At 45.8% G+C, this 22,754-nt stretch carries 21 protein-coding genes and 1 CRISPR repeat array; of the genes, 10 read left to right on the forward strand and 11 right to left on the reverse strand.

From position 1 onward, the window contains the following. The first annotated feature begins 31 nt into the window (after positions 1–31). The 3 genes from bioB to BCF55_RS06760 all read left to right on the forward strand — a co-directional run bounded on the left by bioB (position 32) and on the right by BCF55_RS06760 (position 3,334). Positions 32–1,036 (forward strand): biotin synthase BioB, encoded by a 1,005-nt coding sequence (bioB, locus tag BCF55_RS06750; protein ID WP_121011856.1) that lies wholly within the window; start codon positions 32–34, stop codon positions 1,034–1,036. Continuing rightward, positions 1,037–2,008, forward strand: a complete 972-nt coding sequence (gene hemH, locus BCF55_RS06755) for a ferrochelatase (RefSeq protein ID WP_121011859.1) — start codon at positions 1,037–1,039, stop codon at positions 2,006–2,008. A 261-nt stretch (positions 2,009–2,269) separates the two neighbouring features. After that, positions 2,270–2,601: direct repeats of the CRISPR family, unit length 35 nt; unit sequence CTTGCAATGCCCTAAAGAAATGGAGGGATTGCGAC. 28 nt (positions 2,602–2,629) lie between these two features. Continuing rightward, positions 2,630–3,334, forward strand: a complete 705-nt coding sequence (locus BCF55_RS06760; protein WP_121011862.1) for a 2-thiouracil desulfurase family protein — start codon at positions 2,630–2,632, stop codon at positions 3,332–3,334. On the opposite strand, the gene BCF55_RS06765 is transcribed toward BCF55_RS06760, so the two are convergent. The 4 genes from BCF55_RS06765 to BCF55_RS06780 are packed head-to-tail and all read right to left on the reverse strand — an operon-like array spanning position 3,331 to position 7,055. Then, positions 3,331–4,449, reverse strand: a complete 1,119-nt coding sequence (locus tag BCF55_RS06765; RefSeq protein ID WP_121011865.1) for a pyridoxal phosphate-dependent aminotransferase — start codon at positions 4,447–4,449, stop codon at positions 3,331–3,333. The genes BCF55_RS06760 and BCF55_RS06765 overlap by 4 nt on opposite strands. Continuing rightward, the gene (locus BCF55_RS06770; RefSeq protein ID WP_121011868.1) at positions 4,433–5,248 is read right to left on the reverse strand and encodes a MotE family protein; all 816 of its coding nucleotides are present in this window, start codon (positions 5,246–5,248) and stop codon (positions 4,433–4,435) included. Before BCF55_RS06770 ends, BCF55_RS06765 begins: the two co-directional genes overlap by 17 nt. Next, positions 5,245–5,820 (reverse strand): molybdenum cofactor guanylyltransferase MobA, encoded by a 576-nt coding sequence (mobA, locus tag BCF55_RS06775; protein ID WP_121011872.1) that lies wholly within the window; start codon positions 5,818–5,820, stop codon positions 5,245–5,247. The genes BCF55_RS06770 and mobA overlap by 4 nt, the downstream gene beginning before the upstream one ends. Further along, positions 5,820–7,055, reverse strand: a complete 1,236-nt coding sequence (locus BCF55_RS06780; RefSeq protein WP_121011875.1) for a transglycosylase SLT domain-containing protein — start codon at positions 7,053–7,055, stop codon at positions 5,820–5,822. Before BCF55_RS06780 ends, mobA begins: the two co-directional genes overlap by 1 nt. A 54-nt stretch (positions 7,056–7,109) precedes the next feature. Between BCF55_RS06780 and hemL the strand changes: the two genes are divergently transcribed. From hemL to lnt, 3 genes are read left to right on the forward strand one after another with little or no spacing between them, the layout of a single operon-like run. Continuing rightward, complete coding sequence (gene hemL, locus BCF55_RS06785) at positions 7,110–8,384, forward strand: glutamate-1-semialdehyde 2,1-aminomutase (RefSeq protein ID WP_121011878.1); 1,275 nt, start codon at positions 7,110–7,112, stop codon at positions 8,382–8,384. After that, positions 8,384–9,331: a flippase-like domain-containing protein gene (locus tag BCF55_RS06790; RefSeq protein WP_121011881.1), complete on the forward strand. Its 948-nt coding sequence runs from the start codon at positions 8,384–8,386 to the stop codon at positions 9,329–9,331. The genes hemL and BCF55_RS06790 overlap by 1 nt, the downstream gene beginning before the upstream one ends. Next, positions 9,304–10,638 (forward strand): apolipoprotein N-acyltransferase, encoded by a 1,335-nt coding sequence (gene lnt, locus BCF55_RS06795; RefSeq protein WP_121011885.1) that lies wholly within the window; start codon positions 9,304–9,306, stop codon positions 10,636–10,638. Before BCF55_RS06790 ends, lnt begins: the two co-directional genes overlap by 28 nt. On the opposite strand, the gene BCF55_RS06800 is transcribed toward lnt, so the two are convergent. After that, entirely contained in the window at positions 10,629–12,737 is a 2,109-nt protein-coding gene (locus tag BCF55_RS06800; protein WP_121011888.1) for a RelA/SpoT family protein, read from the reverse strand. The genes lnt and BCF55_RS06800 overlap by 10 nt on opposite strands. Positions 12,738–12,772: 35 nt before the next feature. On the opposite strand from BCF55_RS06800, the gene BCF55_RS06805 reads away from it, so the two are divergent. From BCF55_RS06805 to mrdA, 4 genes are read left to right on the forward strand one after another with little or no spacing between them, the layout of a single operon-like run. After that, positions 12,773–13,798 carry a rod shape-determining protein gene (locus BCF55_RS06805; RefSeq protein ID WP_121011892.1) on the forward strand — a complete coding sequence of 342 codons (1,026 nt, stop codon included), beginning with the start codon at positions 12,773–12,775 and terminating at the stop codon, positions 13,796–13,798. Then, on the forward strand, positions 13,795–14,598 hold the full coding sequence (locus BCF55_RS06810) for a rod shape-determining protein MreC (protein WP_121011895.1): 804 nt from the start codon (positions 13,795–13,797) through the stop codon (positions 14,596–14,598). Before BCF55_RS06805 ends, BCF55_RS06810 begins: the two co-directional genes overlap by 4 nt. After that, positions 14,595–15,050: a rod shape-determining protein MreD gene (mreD, locus tag BCF55_RS06815; RefSeq protein WP_121011898.1), complete on the forward strand. Its 456-nt coding sequence runs from the start codon at positions 14,595–14,597 to the stop codon at positions 15,048–15,050. Before BCF55_RS06810 ends, mreD begins: the two co-directional genes overlap by 4 nt. After that, positions 15,037–16,806, forward strand: coding sequence for a penicillin-binding protein 2 (gene mrdA / locus BCF55_RS06820; RefSeq protein ID WP_121011901.1), 1,770 nt, complete (start codon positions 15,037–15,039; stop codon positions 16,804–16,806). The genes mreD and mrdA overlap by 14 nt, the downstream gene beginning before the upstream one ends. On the opposite strand, the gene BCF55_RS06825 is transcribed toward mrdA, so the two are convergent. From BCF55_RS06825 to bioA, 6 genes are read right to left on the reverse strand one after another with little or no spacing between them, the layout of a single operon-like run. Next, entirely contained in the window at positions 16,803–17,639 is an 837-nt protein-coding gene (locus BCF55_RS06825) for an MqnA/MqnD/SBP family protein (RefSeq protein ID WP_121011905.1), read from the reverse strand. The two genes, mrdA and BCF55_RS06825, sit on opposite strands and share 4 nt — an antisense overlap. A gap of 7 nt (positions 17,640–17,646) precedes the next feature. Beyond that, positions 17,647–18,078, reverse strand: coding sequence for a phosphatidylglycerophosphatase A family protein (locus BCF55_RS06830; RefSeq protein WP_121011908.1), 432 nt, complete (start codon positions 18,076–18,078; stop codon positions 17,647–17,649). 14 nt (positions 18,079–18,092) lie between these two features. Then, positions 18,093–19,370 carry a complex I 51 kDa subunit family protein gene (locus BCF55_RS06835; RefSeq protein WP_121011911.1) on the reverse strand — a complete coding sequence of 426 codons (1,278 nt, stop codon included), beginning with the start codon at positions 19,368–19,370 and terminating at the stop codon, positions 18,093–18,095. Next, on the reverse strand, positions 19,345–19,809 hold the full coding sequence (gene nuoE / locus BCF55_RS06840) for an NADH-quinone oxidoreductase subunit NuoE (protein ID WP_121013169.1): 465 nt from the start codon (positions 19,807–19,809) through the stop codon (positions 19,345–19,347). The genes BCF55_RS06835 and nuoE overlap by 26 nt, the downstream gene beginning before the upstream one ends. An 11-nt stretch (positions 19,810–19,820) precedes the next feature. Next, a complete protein-coding gene (locus tag BCF55_RS06845) occupies positions 19,821–21,365 on the reverse strand; it encodes an ArnT family glycosyltransferase (RefSeq protein WP_245960413.1) in 1,545 nt (514 codons plus the stop codon). A gap of 32 nt (positions 21,366–21,397) precedes the next feature. Then, positions 21,398–22,750, reverse strand: a complete 1,353-nt coding sequence (bioA, locus tag BCF55_RS06850) for an adenosylmethionine--8-amino-7-oxononanoate transaminase (protein WP_121011914.1) — start codon at positions 22,748–22,750, stop codon at positions 21,398–21,400. Positions 22,751–22,754: the final 4 nt, after the last annotated feature.

Genomic DNA, 22,754 nt, shown 5'->3' on the forward strand with positions numbered 1-22,754 from the left:
TATATTATCTTCAGTTGTTTGGAGGTGTGAGATGGACAGATACGAGAGCTTAATCATAGAGCTTTACGAAAAGTCTTCCCGATATGAGCCCCTTACAAGGGAAGAAGCCTTAGAGCTCTTGAAGGTGCCCGACGATTACGTGCCCTTCCTTACCCATTTTGCTCAGAAGTTGAAAAAACAGTTCTTTCCAGAGAATGAGCTTGAGTTCTGCTCAATAATAAATGCCAAGAGCGGAGCCTGTTCCGAGGACTGCAAGTTCTGTGCCCAGTCAAAGTTCTACAAGACACCTATAAACGTCTATAACCTTGTTCCCAAGGAGGAGATAGTAGAAGGTGCCGAGAGGGGTGTTGAGTTCGGTGCAAACAGATACTGCGTGGTGCTTGCAGGAAAGCAGGCTACACCTGAAGAGGTTGAGAAGATAGCCGACGCCGTGAGAGAGGTGAAGGAGGTTGAGAAGCTCCCTATAAACGTGTGCGTTTCGGCGGGAACTATGGACGAGGAAAGTCTGAAAAAGCTCAAGGAAGCAGGCGTAAAAAGGGTAAACCATAACCTTGAAGCGAGCCGGAACTTCTTCCCGAGGATAGTTACAACCCACAGCTGGGAGGATAGGTACGAGACCATAAAGAGGATAAAAAAGGTAGGGCTCTCCACCTGTTGTGGGGGAATATTTGGAATGGGTGAGACGGAAGAGGACAGGGTTGACCTTGCCCTAACTTACAGGGAGCTTGAGGTGGACTCTATACCCCTTAACTTTCTCATGCCCATTCAAGGGACTCCCCTTGAAAAAGCCCCCGGTATAACTCCCTTAGAAGCCCTTAAGGTCATAGCTATGTTCAGGTTCACTAACCCCAAGGCGGAGCTCAGACTGTGCGGAGGAAGAGAACAGAACCTCAGAGACTTCCACGGCATGGCTGTCCTGATGACTAACGCCATGATGGTGGGGGGATATCTGACAAGAGCCGGAAGGGACATAAAGAAGGACTACCAGCTCCTTGAAGACCTGAGAGCGAAAAGAAAGGAAGAGGTTCTAACCTGAATGGAAAGCAAAACGGGTGTTGTCCTTTTGAACATGGGTGGTCCCGACAGCCTTGAGGCTATCCAGCCTTTCCTATACAACCTCTTTTCTGACCACGACATAATAAGAATCCCGAGACCCATTCAGAAGCCGGTAGCGTGGCTCATATCAAGGATTAGAGCCAAGAAAACGAGGCACTACTACGAGGTCATGGGAGGAAAATCCCCTCAGAGAGAGCAGACCGAGGAGCAGGCGAAAGAGCTCCAGAAGCTCCTGGGAGAGGGTTACAGAGTTGTGGTTGCGATGAGATACTGGCACCCCTTCACGGAGGAAGCTCTGAAAGAACTCTTTAAAGAGGATATTGAAAGGATAGTTCTCCTGCCCATGTATCCCCAGTTCAGCACCACCACAACAGGCTCTTCCTTTAACGAGTTTTACAGGGTTTACCAAAGGAGAAACTACCCACAGGTGCCCGTCCTTGAGATAAGGAGCTACCACAACCACCCCGAATACATAAGGGCGATGGTTGAGAACATAAAGGAGAACCTACCTAACTGGAAGGGGTTCTTCTTCCTGTTTACAGCCCACAGCCTACCTATCTATGTGATAGAGGAGGGAGACCCCTACAAGGAGCAGACCGAGGAGACAGTCAGGTTGATAATGGAGCACTTTCCCGGGGTTGAACATGCCCTCGGTTATCAGAGCAAAGTAGGACCTGTAAAGTGGCTTGAACCCATGACCGACAAGCTTATAGAGGAACTGGCACGGAAAGGAGTAAAGAACCTATGTGTGATACCGGTGTCCTTCGTATGCGAACACTCAGAGACGCTATATGAGCTTGACGTTCAGTATAGGCAGCTTGCTGAGAGTCTTGGGGTTGATAACTTCGTAAGGATACCCACTCTAAGGACACACCCAACATTCATAAAAGCCCTCAGAGATATAGTGGAGAGCAGCTTGAAACCTGAGCAAAGCAGTTTCTTAACCTCTTGATAATTCTTAAAAATTTTTAAAGCTGACGAAGATCATATTTGCATTTTCAGTACATCTGCTTAAATTGTTGTGTAAGTAAGGGAGGGTTGAGATAGCCCTCATGGCTCCTTGACAACTGAATAGGGGAAAATTAGCTCAAACCCTTGTGGGACAGTCTAAATCAGAAACTCGTTGATAACTCTGCAAAATCGTGACGTTGAGTCTAATTGAGAACAATTCGCACTCTGTCCCCCTTGAAAATCAAGGACTTTTAAAGGACCTCTTGCAATGCCCTAAAGAAAGAGAGGGATTGCGACCCGTCCACGTCCTCAATCCACAGCCCCCCTACGATCCTCTTGCAATGCCCTAAAGAAATGGAGGGATTGCGACCGTATACTGCGCCCTCTTGTCTTAGGGAAATAAAACCTTGCAATGCCCTAAAGAAATGGAGGGATTGCGACATAAGAAAGTCAGCGTTTTAGCTACTGAGATAAAACATTTAGCTTGCAATGCCCTAAAGAAATGGAGGGATTGCGACCTGAGGTTCATTTTTCTTATTTCATCAATCATATCAGAAGACTTGCAATGCCCTGAAGAAAGAGAGGGATTGTCTCACAGGTTTTCTTTCCTATACATAAATGAATGCCTGTGAAACCTAAGATAGTTGTGAGCGCATGCCTTGCAGGTGAGAACGTCAGATACGACGGCAAGCCTGTTGAAGATGAGTTTTCCCAGAAGCTCATAAGATACACAGAGGTCATAAAGGTATGTCCGGAGGTTGAGCTCGGTCTCGGTGTGCCGAGGGACAGGGTCATAGTTTACCTTCAAGGTACAGAACTGAGGTTGTCTCAGCCCTCAACAGGTCTGGAGCTTACCGAGAAGATGTCCCAATTTTCTAAAGGCTTCCTTGAACAACTGCCGGAGGTTGACGGCTTCCTGCTCAAATCCAAATCACCCTCCTGTGGCGTCTCACGGACAAAGACTTACGGAGACTCTAAAGGTGAACATTACAGAGGTCTGGGAAAGGGTCTCTTCGCCTCAGAGGTTCTTAAGAGGTTTCCCCATCTGCCAGTAGAAGATGAGCTTAGACTGAGGTCCTATAGGGTCAGGCTGTTGTTCACGCTCTCGCTCTTCGCCCTCGCCTACGTCAGGGAAAGGTCAGCCGAAGAGTTTCACCGCAGGTTCGGTGAGCAACTCAGATACTTCCTCCCTCGGCTGGAGCGTAAGCTCAGAAGAGCGGACACACACACATACAGAAAACTGCTGTTAAAAGTCTTTGGAGGACTCCCTACGGGAGTGTTAAATACCCTTGCACAGAAGCTTGTTCCCCCAAATTTGCTTCCTTAGAGACTGCTGAGGAAATCCTTTAAGCGTCTCACAGCCTCTCTGAGCTCCTCCGTATCCCTCGTGTAGGCAAGCCTTATATACTCGTTCGTTCTGTTTCTGCCAAAGTCTACGCCGGGTGTCACGGCAACATGTGCTTCCTCAAGAAGCTTTAAGGCAAACTCGTAGGAATCCTGCGTGTATCTGCTGACGTTAGCCCAGATGTAAAAGGCACCCTGAGGTTTTGCATCTACTTCAAATAGCTCCTTTACACCCTCGTAGAGGGTCTCTCTTCGCTCTGCAAAGGTTTCCCTCACTCTGTTCAGATACTCCCAGTCAAAGGCTTCAAAGGCGGCATACTGGCTCAGGGTGGGTGCAGAGATGAAGACGTTCTGAATCACTATCTCTGCGCTCCTAACAAGCTGTGACGGGAGTATAGCCCAGCCTATCCTGAAGCCTGGCATACAGAAGAACTTGGAGAACCCGTTTATGACTATAGCTCTATCACTGAACTCAAGGGCTGTATGCTCCTTACCCTCATAGACAAGTCCGTGGTATATCTCGTCGGATATAAGGTATATGCCTTCCCTGTCGCAGTAGTCTGCCAGCTCCTGCAGTGTCTGTGCAGAGTACAGGTTGCCTGTAGGGTTTGAGGGTGAGGATATGTGGAGAGCCTTTACATCTCTACCTTTGAGCATGTCAGGTTTAATCTCGTATTCGGTTTCCTTTGATATGGGTATAAACTCTGGCTGTATATCAAGAAGGTGAGCAAAGTTCTTGTAGCAGGGATATGAGGGGTCTCCGAGGGCGATCCTATCACCTGCGTCCATCGTTACCGCATAGGCTACAAGGAAAGCTCCGGAAGTCCCGGTCGTTATAACAACCCTGTCGGGTGAGAGGTCAACACCATACTTTACCCTGTAAAACTCAGCCACCTTTTCCCTCAGCTCCGGAAGTCCGAGAGCGGGGGTGTAAAAGTAATTCCTGTCCTTTATAGCCTTTTCAAGAGCTTGAAGAACCTTCGGTGATGGGTCAAGGTCAGGTTCCCCTATCTCAAGGTGTATAACGTCCTCCATCTCTTTAGCTTTGGCGAGGATGTCCATCACTATGAAGGGTGTGAGCTTATCTATTCTGTGCACTCTTCTTCCTCCAGCTCATTATTATCTCCGTTACCACAGCCGCTTTCTTTGGGTCCATTGCAGCGAGTATCTGCCCAGCTTGACGCTCCTTAAGTCTTATAAGTATCTCAGCTGCTATGTGGGGTTTGACCTCATTCAGGATAGCACCCGCTTCATCTGCCGGGGTTTTGCTGACTATACCTATAAGTTTCTCAACCTCCTTCTCCTCTTCCTCCGTTAAAGGTCTCTTTCTGAGAGCTTCAAGCCTCTCCCTCTCTTCAGTTAACTTCTTAAGTTTCTCCTCTATAACCTTCTCAAGCTCCTTTAAGCGTTTCTCCTGCTGACTGCTTTCCATCTCTTTGAGCTTCTCTTGCACGGCACTCTGGGCAAAGGTAAGGAGTGAGAATAGAAGCAGAAGCTTAAAACCCTTTTTAAATAGCTGGATTAAACCAATCTGCAGAAACTCCCTCTTCAAACTGTTGGCGTAATCCTCATAGGCTATTTTATCTTTCAGTATCTTTACGGCTCTCTCTTCCCTCTTGAGCTCCTTCAATCCCTCGGCTTCTTTCTCTTTGAGGCTTTCAAGCTCCTTTATCTTATTTTCAACACTCTCTATCTTCTGAACAAAAGCTTTCTGTTGAAAAATCAGCCTCATAGCTTCTTGAGACTTAACAAGCTGCTCCTGGCAGAGCTTTAACTCTTCCTCATACTTTCTCTTCTCTTCAAGGAGACTTCTTATCTGCTCCTCTATATCTTTCAACTTCCTTGATTTTTCCTTCTCTTCAATCTTCTTTATACGCAGAATTCTTTTCAGGTTCATCTTATCTTCTCCAGCAGCAGTGAGAGGTCTTCTCTTGTGTTCATGTTTATAAAGGAAGCCAATTCTGGGTCAACAGGCTTTACACTTTCTTCGGTGATAACCTTACAGGGGACGTTTTCAAGGAAACCTACAAGACTTCTCTTGCCAAGGGCTATATACTCTTCAAGAGCCTTCAGAATTTCTGTTGAGTATATAGCCGTCAGAGGGTAAAGCTTTCCATTGATTGAAAACAAGGTGACAGGCGAGCTATAGCTATCCATAAGCAGTTTTAATACCTCTTTCTTTACAAGAGGCATATCTCCGGTCAGTATTAGAACCTCCTTTGAACCTGAACTCTTCAGGGCTGTATAAACACCCACTATGGGTGCCTGAAAAGGAAGTAAATCCTCAAGGACAGGGATATGTAAGTCTTTAAACTTTTCCCTGTCCTTTGCAACTATGAATACCTTATCGCATACCTTCTGAGCTTCCTCAATTATGTAATCTATAGTTCTCTTTGAACCGAGCTTATACAGAATCTTGTCCTCTCCGAACCTCCGACTCTGACCCCCTGCAAGGATAAAACACTCCATCACTCTTTAATATATAAGACCGCACCGTTACTGAGGGTAATCATCTTAGTTTTAACGTTAAAATCTTCCCCAACTCCTTTGATAACTATCCTCTCACTTCCCCTCTCAGGGGGCTTCTTATGAGTTTTTCCCTTTTTGGCTCTATTGACTTTACCTTTTAAAGTGGGTTTAGTTTTTACCTCAACCACAGGTTTAGGAGTTATAACTTTTGCAACCTTCACAGGCCTGGGCTTGGTTTCTTTACTTTCCTCTTTCACTCTCTCAGGTGGCTTTGTTTCAGTCCTCCTGGACTCAGGGAGAGGTTTAGAAAATACTCTCTGAGGTACGTCGGTAATTAAGGGAGCGCTTGCCAATTTTATATCCACCTTCTCAGGTAGGTAAACGTAAGTACCAGCGGGTATGTAAGAACCCTTGATGTGGGGGTTGAGGTCCTTGAAGGTACTCTCTTTTATGCTGAGTTTTTCAACAAAGCTCCTGACCTTCTCCGGCTTATCAACAACCTTTTTCTGAATGTTAAGGCTATCCAGGTCAACATTTATACCGTACTTATGGGGAGACTTAGCGATAAGAAGAGCAGCGAAGAACATCGGGACATATTTTCTCGTTTGCTCAGGTAAAGCCCACTTAGACCTCCAGAAGTCAACACCTTTTGTCCTTCTGCTTACGCAGCCCTCCCCGCAATTATACGCTGCAAGGACAAGCTCCCAGTTTCCAAAGAGCTCATGAAGGTCCTTCAGGTATTGGGCGGCAGCACGGGTGGATTTGACAAGGTCAAAACGCTCATCAACTTTTCCGTCCACTCTAAGACCGTACCTCTTGGCGGTAAAGGGCATAAGCTGCCATATACCACCTGCTCCTGACCTTGAAAGGGCAAAGGGGTTAAAACCACTCTCTATAAAGGGGAGAAGCGCAAGCTCCTCAGGCAGACCGTACTCTTCAAGTATAGGTTTTATGTAGGGTATGTAAAGGTTTGCCCTTTTCAGAGCTATTTCCAGACTTCTCTTATCCCTCAAAAAGTAAATCAGATGTTCTTGTACCTCTTTCCTGTTGGGAAAGTTTATCCCCAACTTCTGGGCTTCCTGGTTTATGAACCTATCTTCCTCCTCCGCAAAGAGGAACTTCCCTTCCTTAACTATGACGATATCCTTTTTCCCTTTATAGAGAGCTACCTCCTTCACCGTGGGCGTACACCCAGCAAGAAAAAACGTTCCCACCAAGAGTAAGAGTTTCTTCATCCTCAATAATTATAAGCTTCGGAAGAAAACCAAAAGTTTATAATTTTACTTACCATGAACAACCAAAAATTAATTCAGGAAGCATTAGAAGTATTACCAGGTGGTGTAAACAGCCCAGTGAGAGCCTTTAAGGCTGTTGGTGGAGAGCCTGTGGTCCTGGTTAAAGGCAGGGGTTGCAGGGTATGGGATGCGGACGGCAATGAGTACATAGACTTCCTTGCCTCATGGGGTCCACTCATACTTGGGCACGCGTATCCCAAGGTGGTTAAAGCTGTCAAGGAAGAGGTAGAAAGGGGCTTGTCCTTTGGTCTTACAAACCCACACGAGGTGAAGCTCGCTCAACTTGTAGTTGAGATGGTACCAAGCGTAGAAAAGGTCAGGTTTGTAAACTCTGGAACAGAAGCTACTATGTCCGCTATAAGGCTTGCGAGGGGAGTGACAGGAAGGAAACTTGTGGTGAAGTTTGAAGGGTGCTACCATGGACACTATGACAGCCTTCTTGTCAGTGCGGGTTCAGGTGTCGCGACCTTTGCCATACCGGGAACCCCTGGAATCCCAGAGGAGATAGCGAAACTTACTCTCGTTGTACCTTTTAACAACAGAGAGGCTGTAAAAAAGGTGTTTGAGGAGTACGGAGAGGATATAGCTTGCGTGATAGTTGAACCTGTAGCGGGAAATATGGGAGTTGTCCCACCGAAAGAAGGCTTCTTGAAGTTCCTCAGGGAGATAACTGAAGAACATGGCTCATTGCTCATATTTGACGAAGTTATAACGGGCTTCAGGCTCTCCAAAGGTGGGGCTCAAGAGCTTTTTGACGTGAATCCAGACCTGACTTGCCTGGGAAAGATACTTGGAGGGGGTCTTCCCGTTGGGGCTTACGGTGGTAGAAAGGAGCTTATGTCCCAGGTGGCTCCCGAAGGACCCGTATACCAGGCAGGAACCCTCTCAGGAAACCCTGTGGCTATGGTTGCAGGTGTAGAAACATTGAAGGAGTTAAGGGACAAGGAACCTTATGAAGAACTTGGAGAGAAGGCGAAGAGGGTCTCAGAGGCTGTATCCGGTATGCTGAAGGAAAAAGGGATACCTCACCGTATAAACAGGGTAGGTTCAATGTTTACCGTATTCTTTACAGACAAGGAAGTTGTGGACTTTGAAAGTGCAAAGTCCTCGGACCTTGAACTCTTCGGAAAGTTCTTCCGAAAGCTCCTTGAAAAGGGTATTCTCATACCTCCGGCACAGTTTGAAGCCTGGTTTTTAAGCACAGCCCACGAGGAGGAAGATATAGAGGAAGCCCTTAACAGAATAGAGAGCGCTATTAGAGAACTCTGATGAGGAAGACATTCATATACGGGACCATAATTCTTGTGGTTATTCTCCTGATGAGCTTCTCCTACATAATTTTTAAGACTGTAACGAAGGAGACCCTCGGTGTACTCCTGAATTTAAAGAAAAGGTATCTCCTGTTGACATTCTTGTTTTTGATTCTCTACCACACCTTTGATAACCTTAGGCTTTACATACTTTCAAGGGCTGTAAACCTTAAATACTCACTCTTCTACGGTTACGTAATGTCCTTTGTAAACACCTTCGGAGCAACGGTTACACCCGCCCACGTTGGAGGTGAGCTGGCTGCAGTGTATATGCTCCTCAGAAAGGGTGCAAGCGTCCACAAGGTTATGAGTATAGTTACGATGAAGACAATATCCGGTCTTTTCTTCTTTATACTGGGCTTGCCCATATTTCTGTGGCACCTTTACAGGAACCCCCAGCAGGTCATACCTGTTTTACAGATATTCATCGGTGTGGTTGTCGTCTTTGGTTTAGCCTACGTTGGTGGGAAAATCTTATTCCAGAAAAGTATAAGCAGACCATCGGTTAAGAAGATTAAGGAAGGGTTAAAAAGGTACATTTACTACATGAAGATATTCGGCTACAAAAGGAAGGGCTATTTTTTAGGTTCAATCCTATCAAGTTGTGGTCTTTACATATCTTTTCTTCTCATAGCCCCAGCCCTTGCCAAATCCTTTGGGAGGGATGAAGGCTTTTTTGAGCTTTTCTTATCCCAGATAAGCCTCCTTTACGTAATATTCATGAGTCCTACCCCTGGAGGCAGCGGTGTGGGAGAGCTCGGAGGGTTGGCAGTATTCGCAGCCTTTTTGGAGCCTTTTGAGCTTGGCGTATTCGTCATACTGTGGAGGTTAATAAGCCAGTATATAAGTGCTCTCATAGGAGGTGTGCTCTTTACCCTATGCTTGATAAAGGACTTAAGAAGATAATCTTTTCAGCCCTCTTTGGCATACTTTTTTACCTGTCCTTTTCAAAGTTCAACCTCTGGTTTCTGTCCTTCCCTGCGTTCTTCCTGCTGTACAACTTCAGGTCATTCACATCCTGGTTTCTTGCTGGGGTTTTCTCCTTCTTCCCTTCACTCCTATGGATAAGGATAGCGATGGTTGATTACGGTGAGGTAAATCCCCTCACAGCCTACTCCCTTATAGCGTTGTTGGTTTTGTTTCTCGTGCTGATTCAGTTTTCCGTGGTCTTTTTACTTTGGAAGTTCTTCAGATTCAACATGCTTGTGTTGCCTTTTCTTTGGGTTGGTATGGAGATGCTCCGCTCCCATATACCCTATGGAGGTTTTCCCTGGCTCTTAACGGGCGAACTCATCGTTGATGCACCCCTGCTCAACAACTACCTGAGTGCGGGAGGTGTTTACTTAGGCTCACTGTTGGTCCTTATGTTATCTATGCTTCCCTTTGGAGCGGTAGACAGGAAGTTTGTTACAGCAGCTGTAGTCTCCTTACTTTTACCTATACCTTTTATAAACTCTGAGTTCAAGGCTCCCAAAGATATAAAGATAGCCATAATCCAGCCCTACGTTGAGGAGAGTATAAAGCTGGACAGGGAGAAGTTTTATAACTACCTGCCTGTGTACTGGAAGCTCCTTAAACGTGCCGCCGAGGAAAAGCCAGACATAGTTTTCCTTCCAGAATCTGCCTTCCCCTTTACGGCGAACAGGCTGCACTCAGAAGGTAAGAAACTTATGTCCTTCTCAAAGGAATTCCTGATCGTTACAGGGTTAATAGACATAAGATTTGGCGACAGTTGGGAACCTTACAACTCGGTATTTGTTCTGGGAAACGGCAAAGTGATTGACTTCTATGACAAGGTCAAATTACTTCCATTCGGGGAGTATGTTCCCTTTCCTTTTGGTTTTGCAAAGGAAGTATTCGGCGCCATAGGAGGAACCGATTACGTCCCCGGGAACGAACCCAGATGCCTAAAAACCAACGGTATAAGTATCGGAACACCCATATGCTTTGAAGTTTCCTATTACCAGTTAGTTAAGAAGTTTTCCAGGTGTGCAGACCTTATAGCAGTCTTCACCAACGATGGCTGGTTTAAAGACTCGGATGGGACGTTCCAACACCTGAGACAGGCAAGGGTTAGGGCTGTTGAAAACAGGAGATACGTCCTCTGGGTGAACAACACTGGACCCTCGGCAGTTATATCCCCTACGGGTAAAATTCTCAAGCAACTCCCCTATGGCGAAGAGGGTATTATCTTCTTTTCCTTTCAGGAGTAAAGCCTTGAGCAGGCTTCAACACCCTCAACGGATTTTATAGACCTCATGACCTCTCTCAGGTGTTTTTTATTGGTGACATCTATGGTAAAGTCCATAAAGGCAGTCCCATCTCCCATAGTTTTTGTACTGGATTCCCATATATTTGAACCTCTCTCCGCTATATTCTTAGCTATCTCAGACAGTATACCTATTCTATCACGGGCTTTTACCCTTATCCTTGTCTTGAACTTACCCTCCGGTTTCATCCTCACCCTGAAGACTTTTTCAGGAAAGTGTTGAATCAGATACTTAAGGTTTGAGCAGTTCTTCTCATGAAGGACTATACCCTTACCTTTTGTAACCACACCGTATATCTCATCACCAGGAACAGGGTTGCAGCAGCCTCCAACTTCATACATAACACCTTCAAGCCCATCCATAGACACGCGGCTTCTGTTCTCTCCTTTGGCTTTCTCAGCGGAGGCTTTCTTCTTGGGTGAGAGAAGGTTAATCACTTTATTAATTGTGAGCTTTCCACTCCCAAGGGCTATATAAACCTCCTCCTCATCCTTAAAACGCACTTTAGTTCTAAGCTTTGCAAGGAAATCTTCCGACGATAGGTTGAGGGCCTCACGTGCCTTTTCAAACAGCCTCTTTCCATTGGCTATAAAGCTTTCCCTCTCCTGCTGCTTTATGTAATGTTTTATTCTATTCTTGGCTTTTGATGTGACAACAAACTTCAGCCAGTCCAGATTCGGTTTCTTGTTGGGGCTTGTTATTATCTCTACCTGGTCGCCGCTCTGAAGTCTGTAGTTCAGAGGAACTATCCTGCCGTTAACCTTAGCTCCCGCACAGTGATTCCCCACTTCGGTGTGTATGTGGTAAGCGAAGTCAATAGGAGTAGCTCCAACCGGAAGTACGATAAGGTCTCCCTTCGGAGTGAAGACAAAAACCTCCTCGGAAAATAGCTCTCTCTTCAGGTTATCAAGAAGTTCAACGGGGTTCTTACTACCTTGAATGTTTTCAACTAGGTCTCTCAGCCAAGAGAATATCTCCTCATCATGTGCCCTAACCTTGCCCTCCTTATACGCCCAGTGGGCTGCTATACCCTTTTCAGCTCTGAGGTGCATCTCCCACGTCCTTATTTGAAGCTCCACCATCCTACCCTTTGGGGCTACCACTGTCGTGTGTAGAGATTGGTACAGGTTAGGTTTGGGCAAGGATATATAATCCTTGAACTTACCTGGTACGGGCTTAAAGAGGCTGTGAATTATTCCAAGAACTATGTAGCATTCCTGAACGGTATCCACTATTATTCTTACGCCTAACAGGTCATGGACCTCTTCAAGGCTTATGTTCTTCCTTATGGTTTTTTGCCATATGCTGTAGAGGTGCTTCGGTCTGTATGTGATCTCAGCCTTGATTCCAGCTTTTGCTATCTCTTCCTTTATCTTCGGTATAACGAACTTTTTAAGGTAAACCTCCAGGTCCTCTAAGGACTGGCTTACAAAGCTCCTAACCCTTTCATACTCCTTTGGATATAAATACTTAAAGGACAGGTCTTCTAAGTTCCTCTTTATCTCCCATATACCCAGCCTATGGGCTATGGGCGCGTAGACCTCTAGGGTTTCCTCCGCTATGCGTACCCTCTTGTCCCTGCGAAGGTAGTGGAGTGTTCTCATATTGTGAAGTCTGTCTGCAAGTTTAACTATTACTACCCTTATGTCTTTGGCAGTGGCAAGGATTAACTTTCTGAAGTTCTCAGCCTGAGCCTCCTTCAGGTTTTTAAACCTTATCTTGCCTATTTTGGTAACACCCTCTACTATATCCGCCACATCTTTACCGAAGAGTTTCTCCACCTCCTCATAGGTGGCATCCGTATCCTCTAAAACATCATGGAGAAGCCCAGCCACTACGGTCGTGGCATCCATATTCAGTTCTGCAAGTATCCTTGCTACGTGTAGAGGATGGGTAACGTAAGGCTCTCCTGACTTCCTTAACTGCTCCTTATGCTTTTCCGATATGTACTCGTAGGCTTGGTGTATAAGCTCCCGCTTATCGGGGTACTTTCCCTCCAGTTCCTCTAAAATTTCACCAAGCTTTAATTCTTTAACTGCCATTAGAATAAATATAAGCGCTTTTTAGGGGAGGAAAGATGCTGTTAGACAAGATTTTTGGTTTTCTTTCCAACAACGTGGGTATTGACCTGGGAACAGCAACTACGGCAGTTTACATGCAGGGTAAAGGCATAGTTATGTACGAGCCCTCTATAGTTGCCATTGATGTGAAGACAAGAAAAGTCCTTGCGGTAGGTAAGGAAGCTAAGGATATGGTGGGAAAAACGCCGGAAAATATCCAGGCTATACGCCCACTTAGGGACGGTGTTATAACCGATTTTGAGGTTACCCAGGTAATGCTTTCCTATTTCATAAAGAGGGCTTTGGGTAGCACCCTATTTAAGCCCAAGCCTCGTGTGGTGATAGGTGTACCAACCGGTATAACTCCTGTTGAAAAGAGGGCTGTTATAGATGCCGCAAAAAGCGCCGGTGCAAGAGAAGTGTTTCTCGTTGCCGAGCCTATGGCCGCAGCCATAGGAGCTGACCTGCCTGTAGATGAACCTCTGGGTAATATGGTCGTTGATATAGGCGGGGGAACAACTGAGATAGCCGTTATATCCCTCGCAGGAATCGTGGTCTCTAACTCCCTCCGTGTGGCAGGAGACGAGATGAACGAAGCTATAATCCAGTACATAAAGAGACAGTTCCACATACTGATAGGCGAACAAACTGCCGAAAGGATAAAGATAGAGCTGGGCAGTGCGGTTATGGAAGATGAAGAGAGAAGTATGGATATAAGAGGAAGAGACATGACCGGTCTTCCAAGAACCATAAAGATTACCAACCACCATATAACCGAAGCCCTTGAGGATACAATAAGCTCCATAATAAACGCCATAAGGGTAACCCTTGAGAGGACGCCTCCAGAGCTTGCAGCGGATATAGCCGATAGGGGTATAGTGTTAGCTGGAGGGGGGTCCCTCCTGAAGAATATGGACAAGAGGATACAGCTTGAGACGGGAATCAAAGCTTACTACTGCGAAGAGCCGTTAATAGCCGTGGCAAGGGGTGTGGGAAAGATACTTGATAACCTTGAGCTTATAAGCAGAATATCTATGGAATGACTGGAAAAAGATTTCACCTGCTTTCTATTCTGGTAGTCCTTCTTGGTTTGCTCCTGTTCTTTTCTGAGCTTTCCCGTTTCTCTTATGTGAGAGCTTTCGTGAAGGTTACAAACATGTTGATATCACCTGTTATTGAATTTAAGGAGCAAACTACCGCTGAACTCAAGGAAGAACTCAGCGCATACCTTTACTTTGTTGAAGCGGAAAAAGAGAATATCAAGCTGAGGAGAAGGCTTAACTCCCTGCTTCTCACCGAGAAGGAGCTAGACGCCTGTCTGTCTGAACTTGAAAGTGTAAGCAGAAAGCTCAGGGCTTCCACTAACTTTAAAAGGCTCAACTACGCTGTATCAAGAGTCATATACTATGACCCTTCGGGTTTTGACCTATTTATAGTTATTGAGGGTGGTGAGGATAAGGGATACAGTGAAGGTGACTTGGTTGTCACTGAAAATAAAGTCGTTGGCATCGTTGAAACCGTTTATGGTTCCACAAGCAGGGTGATAACCCCCTTCAATGAAAAGTTCTCCACCTCTGCAGTGGTGGGTGCCTCTCCCAAGAAATACATATACAAGGGAGGATACCCAAACGGAAACTTACTCCACGTGAACGTTGAGGACGACGTTGCTCCTGAAAAGGATGTATATATGGTAGATATAAAGGAGGTTCTCCCTCCCTTCCTTATAGGGAAGGTTGTAAAAGTTGAACGGGGAAGGGACCCCTTCTTTAAAGAGGTTAAAGTTAAACCTGAGATTGACCCCAGGGCAGAGGAGTATGTGTTCGTAGTTAGGAGGAAACATTGAGATACACGGCTCTATTCTTAGTGCTTCTTTTCTTTGAAGCTGCAGTTCTCCAGACCCTTTTCAAACCTGGATTTATAGCCCCAGACCTGGTTCTAATAGCTTTAATATCAAGGGCTTATCTTCTTGGACGCTCAACTGTCCTATGGGCTGTATTTGGAGGTACAGTCCTTGACCTTATGACTGATACCGTAGGACTCCATATGTCCCTTGAAACTCTGTCTGTTTATATATTCCTGCTTATACATGAGAGACTCCTTTTCCGTACCGTACTGACCTACATAGTTCCAGGGACAGGTGTACTTCTACTTAAAAAGTCTCTCGCTTTCCTAATAATGAGGAGCAAGTTCTCCTTTGAACTGTCTCCAGAAGCATTTTTCCTGTCATGGCTTTTTGAGGTAGGTTTGCTATTTTCCATATACTATCTGTATATCAGAAGATATGAACAGGCGTAAGTTTATACTCCTATTAAGCTTCTTTGTTGGTATATTCCTGTTGATCTTCAGCAGGCTCTTTCAAGTTCAGGTTCTAAAGAGAGAAAGGTACAGAGAACTGTCAAAGAGGAATTATCTGCGTGTAAGAAACCTGTACCCCCCCAGGGGAGACATATACGATAGAAACGGAGAGAAGTTAGCCTATGATGAGCCAAGGTACGTTCTCAGTCTGGACTATAACCGGTTGAATAAGGAAGAGCTAAAGAAACTTGAAATCTCCCTTAAAGAAACCTTTGGGATTGAACTAAGTAAGGTGATTGAAGAGCAGAAAAGCGGTATTGAACCGATAAGACTTAAGGAAAACCTGACCCAGGAGGAGCTTGACCTTTACTACTCCAACGCGTACAGGCTCCCTGGTGTATTTATTGAAACTGTGCCTAAGAGGGTTTACCCCTTTGGGAAAAAACTCTGCCACGTCATCGGATACGTGGGCTACCCTTCAAAAGAGGAACTAAACAAGTATGGAGACAAGATAGCCCCAAAAAGCTTTGTAGGTCAGCTTGGAATTGAGAAGAGTATGGATGATGTCCTCTTGGGAGAGCTTGGCAGGGAAGAGGTCATGATAAATGCCGTTGGAAAGGTCTTGAAGACCCTTAACAGGAAAGAACCCAAAAAGGGAAAAAGCCTAATTCTCACCATAGACATGAGGATGCAGAGTATCGTAGAGGACGTTTTTTACGAATCAGGACAGCCTGCAGGAGCGGTTGTTCTGATGAATGCAAAAACTGGCGAGATTCTCGCCTTGGCAAGCTTCCCCGGATACGACCCGAATAGGGTATACGACGAGTGGGAGAAGCTTAGTAAAAACAAGTTAAATCCCATGTTCAACAGGGCAACCAGTGGAAGGTACCCCCCTGCCTCGGTCCTAAAGGTAGCTGTATCTTACGCCATACTTGAAACCAAAACCGCCTCTCCCTGGGAGAAAGTTTTATGCACCGGTAGCTTTTATCTTGGGAATAGGAGGTTTTTTTGCTGGGACATATACGGGCACGGCTCTGTAAACATGATTAAGGCTCTGCAGGATTCCTGTGATGTTTATTACTACACTTTCGGGTACGACCTTGGTCCTTCAATGATAATAAGCTATGCCAGAAAGTTCGGTTACGGAGAGGATATACCCCTTGAAATACCTGTTAAAAGAGGGTTCCTACCCACACCGGAGTGGAAACAGAGACGTCTCGGAGAGCCGTGGTACGATGGGGATACAGTTAACCTAAGCATAGGGCAGGGTTATATGCTTTCAACCCTGATGGAGCAGACCCTTATGATGATGGGGATAGTGAACAATGGCGTGATATATCAGCCAACGCTCATAAGGGAGATAAGAGACCCTTCAGGTAAAATCGTGTGGAAGAATACGAGAAAGGTGTGGAAGGTTGTAAAGGGGAAGCAGGAGTACTTTGCGCTGATAAGGAGAGGTCTCAGAGAAGCTGTTAAAAGGGGGACAGGATACGGAGCTTTCTCAACCATTGTGGACATAGCCGGGAAGACCGGGACAGCTCAGGTTGCCTTTATACAGAGAGGCAGAAGGAAAAGAACGCTCCCCTGGAAACTCAGAGACCACGCTTGGTTCATAGGGTTTGCTCCCTATAGGGACCCCCTCTTTGTCATAGGTGTCCTTGTAGAGCATGGAGAATCTGGAGGCAGGGTTGCAGCCCCTATAGCGAAGAGAATAATGGAAAGAATATACATAGAAAAGCTGAATAAAGAGCTCTAAACCTCGTCAGAAAAGATGACCTCTGGTATGTCTGTCTTTATTATTCCCTTCTCCTTGCCCAGCCTCAGGAGTAGCCTTACGGCTTCTCTCCCATCCTCTCCGTAATCAACAGTCCTCCGATTTACATACATACCCACAAATCTGTCCGTCCTCTCCCAATCTTCCTCAAGGTCCCTCGCATAATCTATAGCGTAGGAGAGAGCCCTCTCTCGTTCCCTGAGAGAGTATTCAACGCTTTTCCTCATAAGCCTCTCTATCTTCCTGATGGTCTCTTCTCCAAGGTCCTTTCTCACTATATTGCATCCGAGTGGTAAAGGAAGGTCATACATCTCTTTCCACCACTCCCCCAGGTCAACTATCTTAACAAGCCCATGGTCAGAGTAAGTGAGCTGTCCCTCGTGTATAACCAAACCTGCATCAACGTTTCCCTTCAAAACTTCATCAATTATCCTGTCAAAGGCAACTACAACCTCTTCAAAGTCTGGTTCATAAAGCTTGAGCGTTAGAAAAGCGGTGGTAAGAGTCCCCGGAACTGCTATCCTTTTCCCCTTCAGGGAATCGTATTTTTCCTTTGCGACAACAACAGGTCCGTACCCTTCCCCTACACTTCCTCCACTGGGCAAGACCAAATATTTATCAGCAACATAAGGGTAAGCGTGAAAAGATATAGCCGAAACTTCATAAGTGCCTTTCAAAGCCTCCCTGTTCAAGGTCTCTATGTCAGCAAGCACATGCTCAATTTCAAGACCTTCTGTGTCTATTTCACCCTTTACCAGGGGGTAGAACATGAAGGCATCATCCGAATCGGGACTATGGGCTATACGTATCTTCATGGCTGAACTATTTTAGCAGTAGAAAGAGGATAATGGAAGTAATTATCCCTGCAACGAGGTCGTCCATCATAACTCCGTAGGCTCCGTGTAGCTTTTCAAATAGGTTTATGGGAAAAGGCTTGAATATATCAAGGAGCCTGAAGAGTATAAAGGCCAATATGTACGTTTTTAGAGTGGGTTCAACAAAGGTAAAACAGGCTATGTAGCCAACTATCTCATCTATTACGACTTCTTCTGGGTCCTGGTCTCCGGTTAGCTTTATGACTTCGTTTGAGCTTACGAGTCCTACGACAAACAGTGCGACTACAGTTGTTATTACTGTCCATGAGTTAAAGGAAACGAGATATACAAGAGGTACACCCAGCAGAGTACCTAAAGTCCCCGGAGCATAAGCGAGCCTTCCTACAAAGAATCCTGTGGCTATAAATTCGTGGAGCATGGTTTACCTGTTATTCAAACGGTACCGGCTAACTTCTTCCTGTAAGCTTCAAACTCCTCAGGAAACTTCTCCATAGCCTGCTTTATAAGCCTACCTGCAACGGCACCCAAACCGCATATTGAAGTTGGTTGTATGTATCTATTCACAAAGAGAAATCCTTCCCAGTCTTTTTCAGTGGCTTCGCCTCTGCGAATCCTATCTAACAGAACAGCCTGCTCATGACAACCAACCCTACAAGGTGTGCACTGCCCACAGGTCTCATGTTCATAGAATCTGGCTACCTGAAGGCAGGCTTCAACTATATCATCATCCTCCGTAAAGGCTATTACCGTTCCAGTCCCTCCAAAACCGAAGGGTGAGTAGTCCATCGGCATATCAAGCTCATCCCCAGCAAAGCAATCCAAGGCACCAGAGAAGACCGCTTTCACTTTTTTGTTGCCTATGGTCCCTCCCGCATACTTGTATATCACTTCTCTTAAAGTTGTATTCATGGGTAATTCGTAAACACCGGGCTTCTTAACCTTACCACTTACAGGAAATAGCTTAGGTCCAGCATAATCACTGGGTCCTATGTACCTGTACTCTTCCCACCCCATGTTTATGATGAAAGGAACGTTACATATGGTTTCCACATTGTTCACCACTGTCGGTCTTCCAAAGAGTCCGTACTGAACCGGGTAGGGGGGCTTAAGCCTGGGATGTCCCCTTTTGCCTTCCAGAGATTCTATCAGTGCCGTCTCCTCTCCACAGATGTAAGCCCCTCCTCCTCTTGCAACGTATATCTCAAGGTCAAAGCCTGAACCGAGGATGTTCTTACCCAAGAAACCCTTTTCTCTTGCCTCCCTTATAGCATCAAGGAGTATATAGTACCCAGCCGTATACTCACCCCTTATATAGATGAAAGCTTCATTTGCACCTATGGCGTAGGAGGAGATTATTATTCCCTCCAGAAGCAGGTGAGGGTCTCTCTCTATTAGAATCCTGTCTTTGAAGGTACCCGGTTCTGATTCATCAGCGTTACATATAAAATATCTGGGTGTAGGGTTCTGAACAGCGAACTTCCACTTTGTTCCTGTGGGGAATCCCGCACCTCCACGTCCTCTGAGGGTACTCTTTTCAACCCAGTCTATTATCTCTTCAGGAGACATATTAAAGGCTTTCTCAAGAGCCTGATAACCGCCGTCTTTCAGATACTCTTCTATGGAATGTACCCTCGGTTTTTTTGCTCTCTTCAGGAGCATGTTAAGGGTTGTCTCTGCATATATGTTAGGTATAGCGGGATAGGATTTCATTTAACTTCTCCTCTCCTTCAAATTTATAGGTATCCTCATTGACCATGAAAACTGGCGCCTCAGAACACGCCCCAAGGCACTGCACGGGAACTATCTTAAACTTCCCGTCTGGCGTAACTTCCCCAGGTTTAATCTTCAAAGTTTTCTCCAGAGCCTTTAGAAGCTCCTGCTTTCCCAGGAAATGACACACGACACTCACGCAAACCCTGATTCTGTACTTGGCTGGGGTTTCCCTGTCAAACATATCGTAAAAGGCAACAACCTGCTCCACATGGTTCAAGGGAAGGTCAAGGAGTTCAGCCAGGGGTCTCAGGCTTTCACGAGGAACGTACCCGTAATGGTCCTGTATCGCATGAAGACACAGGAGTATTGCCTGCTCTTTACGGGGAAAGTAATTTATGTGCTGGCTAAGCTTATCAAGCAACTCCTGCTCAAACATGGTTATAAATTTTACATTCCCAAAGGGAAAATGCAAAGTCTGAATTTATCAAAGTTTCTACCCTTCTTTATATCGCTTAAGAACCTGAAAAATCTTGATTCAGAACCGCGGTATAGCTCCCAATCTCCTGAAGATTTGCAGTTTATCAATCCCTCCTTAACAAGGGCTATTGCGGGAGTTTTCAACTCCTCAGGTCTTACGTTTCTTATAACCACCCTGTCGGCGTAAAAGGGTAGATTATGGTGGTAGGCGCCCACCTCATAGGTTCTGTACCTTCCTTCAGGGTCAATCTCCCGAATCTTATTGCCTATCTCCCTGTAGGGTCTGTGTTTTTCAACTTCCGGTAGAAGAACCCCCGATAGGTACAGCAAGAGACCAAAACCCGCAGCCGCAGGGGCAAGCTTTAGGTTTCTTTTCAGGAGGAATGTCAGGGTTAAAAGCGTAGCCAACCCCAGGAAGAAGATGTTAACTTTAAACATAAAAGCTCCTACCCATACGGCAGCCGTTATCAAAACTGACAGAAAGATAGAAGCCATTACAAAGGCTCTCCTGTAGCCTTCTGAGGCAAGGAAAGTTCCGACGACCACAGCCATAGCAGGAAAAGCCGGCATTATGTAAACGGGTATCTTCATCTTCACAAGGGAGAATAGAAAAAAGGTGAGAAAGAACCATGTAAGGGGGAAAAGCAGCTCCTTCCTCTTCTCCCTCAAAGCCCATACCAAAGCCATATAAAAGATGAAGGAATAGGGCAGAAAGGAGACATTTATATCAAGGAGGTAGAAATAGACCGGGTCCTCCTGAAGGGCATAAATCCTCTTCACGTTCTCCTTCAGGAAAACTTCAAGGAAAGCCTCCCTGTTCACAACATACTGGTAAAGGAACCACCATCCCGCCGTCAGGATAACAAAGAGGGTTCCAAGATAGTACTTTGGGTTCAATAACTCTCTCCTGTCCCTGAACAGGAGATACAGGAATATCACCCCAGCTGGAAGCAGAAAACCTACGGGTCCCTTTGTGAGAACTGCAAAGGTTGAGGAGATAAGAGCAAGTAGGAAAAGGAGGTTGCTTTTCCTTTCATAGCTCAGATACCAGAGGTAAAGGGATAAGGTTACGAAGAAGGTAAGCAGTATCTCCGGAGAGGTATACCTTGCGTTTGCCACAAACTGAACAGAGAGGGTAAGAGCGAGAAAGGAATAAAGGGCAGCCCTCTCCCCGGAGAGCCTTCTTGCGAACAGGTAGGTAACTACACCTGTACCAAGTCCGGCAAGAACCTGAAAGAGCCTTAGGGAAAATTCGTTAACTCCAAAGAGGAAGAAGCTAAGAGTGGTCAACCAGTAGGTCATAGGAGGCTTGTTCAGCCGCAGCTCACCATTGTAAATAGGAGTTAAAAGGTTTCCAGTCTTGAGCATATTCCTTGAAGCGTCAGCGTAAAAGGCTTCGTTCGGTTGCCATACTTGATTAAGCCCAAGGTTGTAAAAGTAAAGGAAGAAAACAGCCAGAAAGGGTATGTATCTGAGCATGTCAAATATCTTACTTGAGAAGTTACCGGGCAGCATAAGGTATAACTCCAGCTACGCAGAGCACACCCTCAAAGCTTGGCTATCTTTCTGATGGAGTCTTTCAGCACATCAAGCACATAACTTATATCCTCTTCGGAAATAACCAGGGGCATCATGAGGACCATAACGTCCCCAAGTGGTCTGAGGAAAACCCCCCTCTCCCAACACAGCTTAGCTACCTTAAATCCAGTCCTTTCGCCGTAGGGGAAGGGTTCTCCTCTCTCCTTATCCCTGACGAGTTCTATCCCAGCCATAAAGCCGAGCTGACGAATGTCTCCCACATGCTCAAGCTCCCAAAACTCTTTAAGTCTCTCCGTAAGAAGTTCAATCTTTGGCTTCAGTCTATCAAGAGTTTTTTCCTCCTCAAAGAGGTCAAGATTCGCAAGGGCTACAGAGCAAGCGAGATTGTTTCCTGTATAGGTGTGTCCGTGGTAAAAGTGTTTTGCCTCTCCAAACTCTCCAAGGAACGCCTCAAATACCTCATCGGTAGTCAAGGTGGCAGCAAGAGGAAGGTAGCCTCCTGTTATACCCTTTCCCAAACACATAAAGTCTGGAGTTATTCCCTCCTGCTGGCAGTAAAACATTGTTCCCGTCCTGCCAAACCCTGTAGCAACCTCATCCACTATGAGCAGAACGTTATTCCTCTTAGTAAGCTCCCTTACCTCCCTCATAAAACCCTTTGGATAGGGGAGCATGCCCGCCGCAGCTTGTATTCCACTCTCTAAGACCACAGCAACAACATCTCTCCTTGCCCTCAGAAGTTCCTGAAGTTTCATCACAAGGTCAGCCATGCAAGTGGGGGATAGCTCCCCAAATTCCTTCTTGCAATAAAGATACGGTGATGGAAGTCTTATAGTTTCAAAGAGAAGGTCTCTGTAAGTCCCGTGGAAGAGGTCTATACCTCCTACACTTACAGCACCTATGGTGTCTCCGTGGTACGCTTCAGACAGAGTTATGAACACCCTCCTCTCTTCTCCCTTGTTCCTCCAATAGTGGTACGCCATCTTTAAAGCTATCTCAACAGCTTCTGCACCGTCCTCTGAGTAGAAAACTTTTGTTAGTCCTTCAGGAGCTATTTCGGAAAGCCTTTTAGCCAGAAGTATAGCTGGAACGTTAGAGCTTCCAAGTGTGGTTGTATGGGCAACTTTACATAGCTGTCTCATTAGAGCATTGTTCAGTTTAGGATGGTTATGACCATGAACGTTGCACCATAAAGAAGATATAGCGTCTATGTACCGCTTACCGTATATATCCCAGAGGTAAACCCCTTCTCCCCTTTCAAAAATGATATTCTCCTCCTCTCTGTAAACCTTCATCTGGGTAAAGGGGTGCCAAAAGTGTTCCTTATCCCACTTTTCCAGCTGCTCAGGTCTTATTTCCATGGTG

The organism is Hydrogenivirga caldilitoris (assembly GCF_003664005.1).
Classification (GTDB): domain Bacteria; phylum Aquificota; class Aquificia; order Aquificales; family Aquificaceae; genus Hydrogenivirga; species Hydrogenivirga caldilitoris.

Bases quoted from the DNA above. Each gene is read 5' to 3' on its own strand.
- nuoE (WP_121013169.1), bottom strand. From the start codon at position 19,809: ATGTTTGAGCAGGAGTTGCTTGATAAGCTTAGCCAGCACATAAATTAC.
- BCF55_RS06830 (WP_121011908.1), bottom strand. From the start codon at position 18,078: ATGCTCCACGAATTTATAGCCACAGGATTCTTTGTAGGAAGGCTCGCT.
- lnt (WP_121011885.1), top strand. From the start codon at position 9,304: ATGCTTGATAAAGGACTTAAGAAGATAATCTTTTCAGCCCTCTTTGGC.
- bioB (WP_121011856.1), top strand. From the start codon at position 32: ATGGACAGATACGAGAGCTTAATCATAGAGCTTTACGAAAAGTCTTCC.
- BCF55_RS06810 (WP_121011895.1), top strand. From the start codon at position 13,795: ATGACTGGAAAAAGATTTCACCTGCTTTCTATTCTGGTAGTCCTTCTT.
- hemH (WP_121011859.1), top strand. From the start codon at position 1,037: ATGGAAAGCAAAACGGGTGTTGTCCTTTTGAACATGGGTGGTCCCGAC.
- bioA (WP_121011914.1), bottom strand. From the start codon at position 22,750: ATGGAAATAAGACCTGAGCAGCTGGAAAAGTGGGATAAGGAACACTTT.
- mobA (WP_121011872.1), bottom strand. From the start codon at position 5,820: ATGGAGTGTTTTATCCTTGCAGGGGGTCAGAGTCGGAGGTTCGGAGAG.
- BCF55_RS06780 (WP_121011875.1), bottom strand. From the start codon at position 7,055: ATGAAGAAACTCTTACTCTTGGTGGGAACGTTTTTTCTTGCTGGGTGT.
- BCF55_RS06825 (WP_121011905.1), bottom strand. From the start codon at position 17,639: ATGAAGATACGTATAGCCCATAGTCCCGATTCGGATGATGCCTTCATG.
- BCF55_RS06770 (WP_121011868.1), bottom strand. From the start codon at position 5,248: ATGAACCTGAAAAGAATTCTGCGTATAAAGAAGATTGAAGAGAAGGAA.
- BCF55_RS06805 (WP_121011892.1), top strand. From the start codon at position 12,773: ATGCTGTTAGACAAGATTTTTGGTTTTCTTTCCAACAACGTGGGTATT.
- hemL (WP_121011878.1), top strand. From the start codon at position 7,110: ATGAACAACCAAAAATTAATTCAGGAAGCATTAGAAGTATTACCAGGT.
- BCF55_RS06835 (WP_121011911.1), bottom strand. From the start codon at position 19,370: ATGAAATCCTATCCCGCTATACCTAACATATATGCAGAGACAACCCTT.
- BCF55_RS06760 (WP_121011862.1), top strand. From the start codon at position 2,630: ATGCCTGTGAAACCTAAGATAGTTGTGAGCGCATGCCTTGCAGGTGAG.
- mrdA (WP_121011901.1), top strand. From the start codon at position 15,037: ATGAACAGGCGTAAGTTTATACTCCTATTAAGCTTCTTTGTTGGTATA.
- BCF55_RS06800 (WP_121011888.1), bottom strand. From the start codon at position 12,737: ATGGCAGTTAAAGAATTAAAGCTTGGTGAAATTTTAGAGGAACTGGAG.
- BCF55_RS06790 (WP_121011881.1), top strand. From the start codon at position 8,384: ATGAGGAAGACATTCATATACGGGACCATAATTCTTGTGGTTATTCTC.
- BCF55_RS06845 (WP_245960413.1), bottom strand. From the start codon at position 21,365: ATGCTGCCCGGTAACTTCTCAAGTAAGATATTTGACATGCTCAGATAC.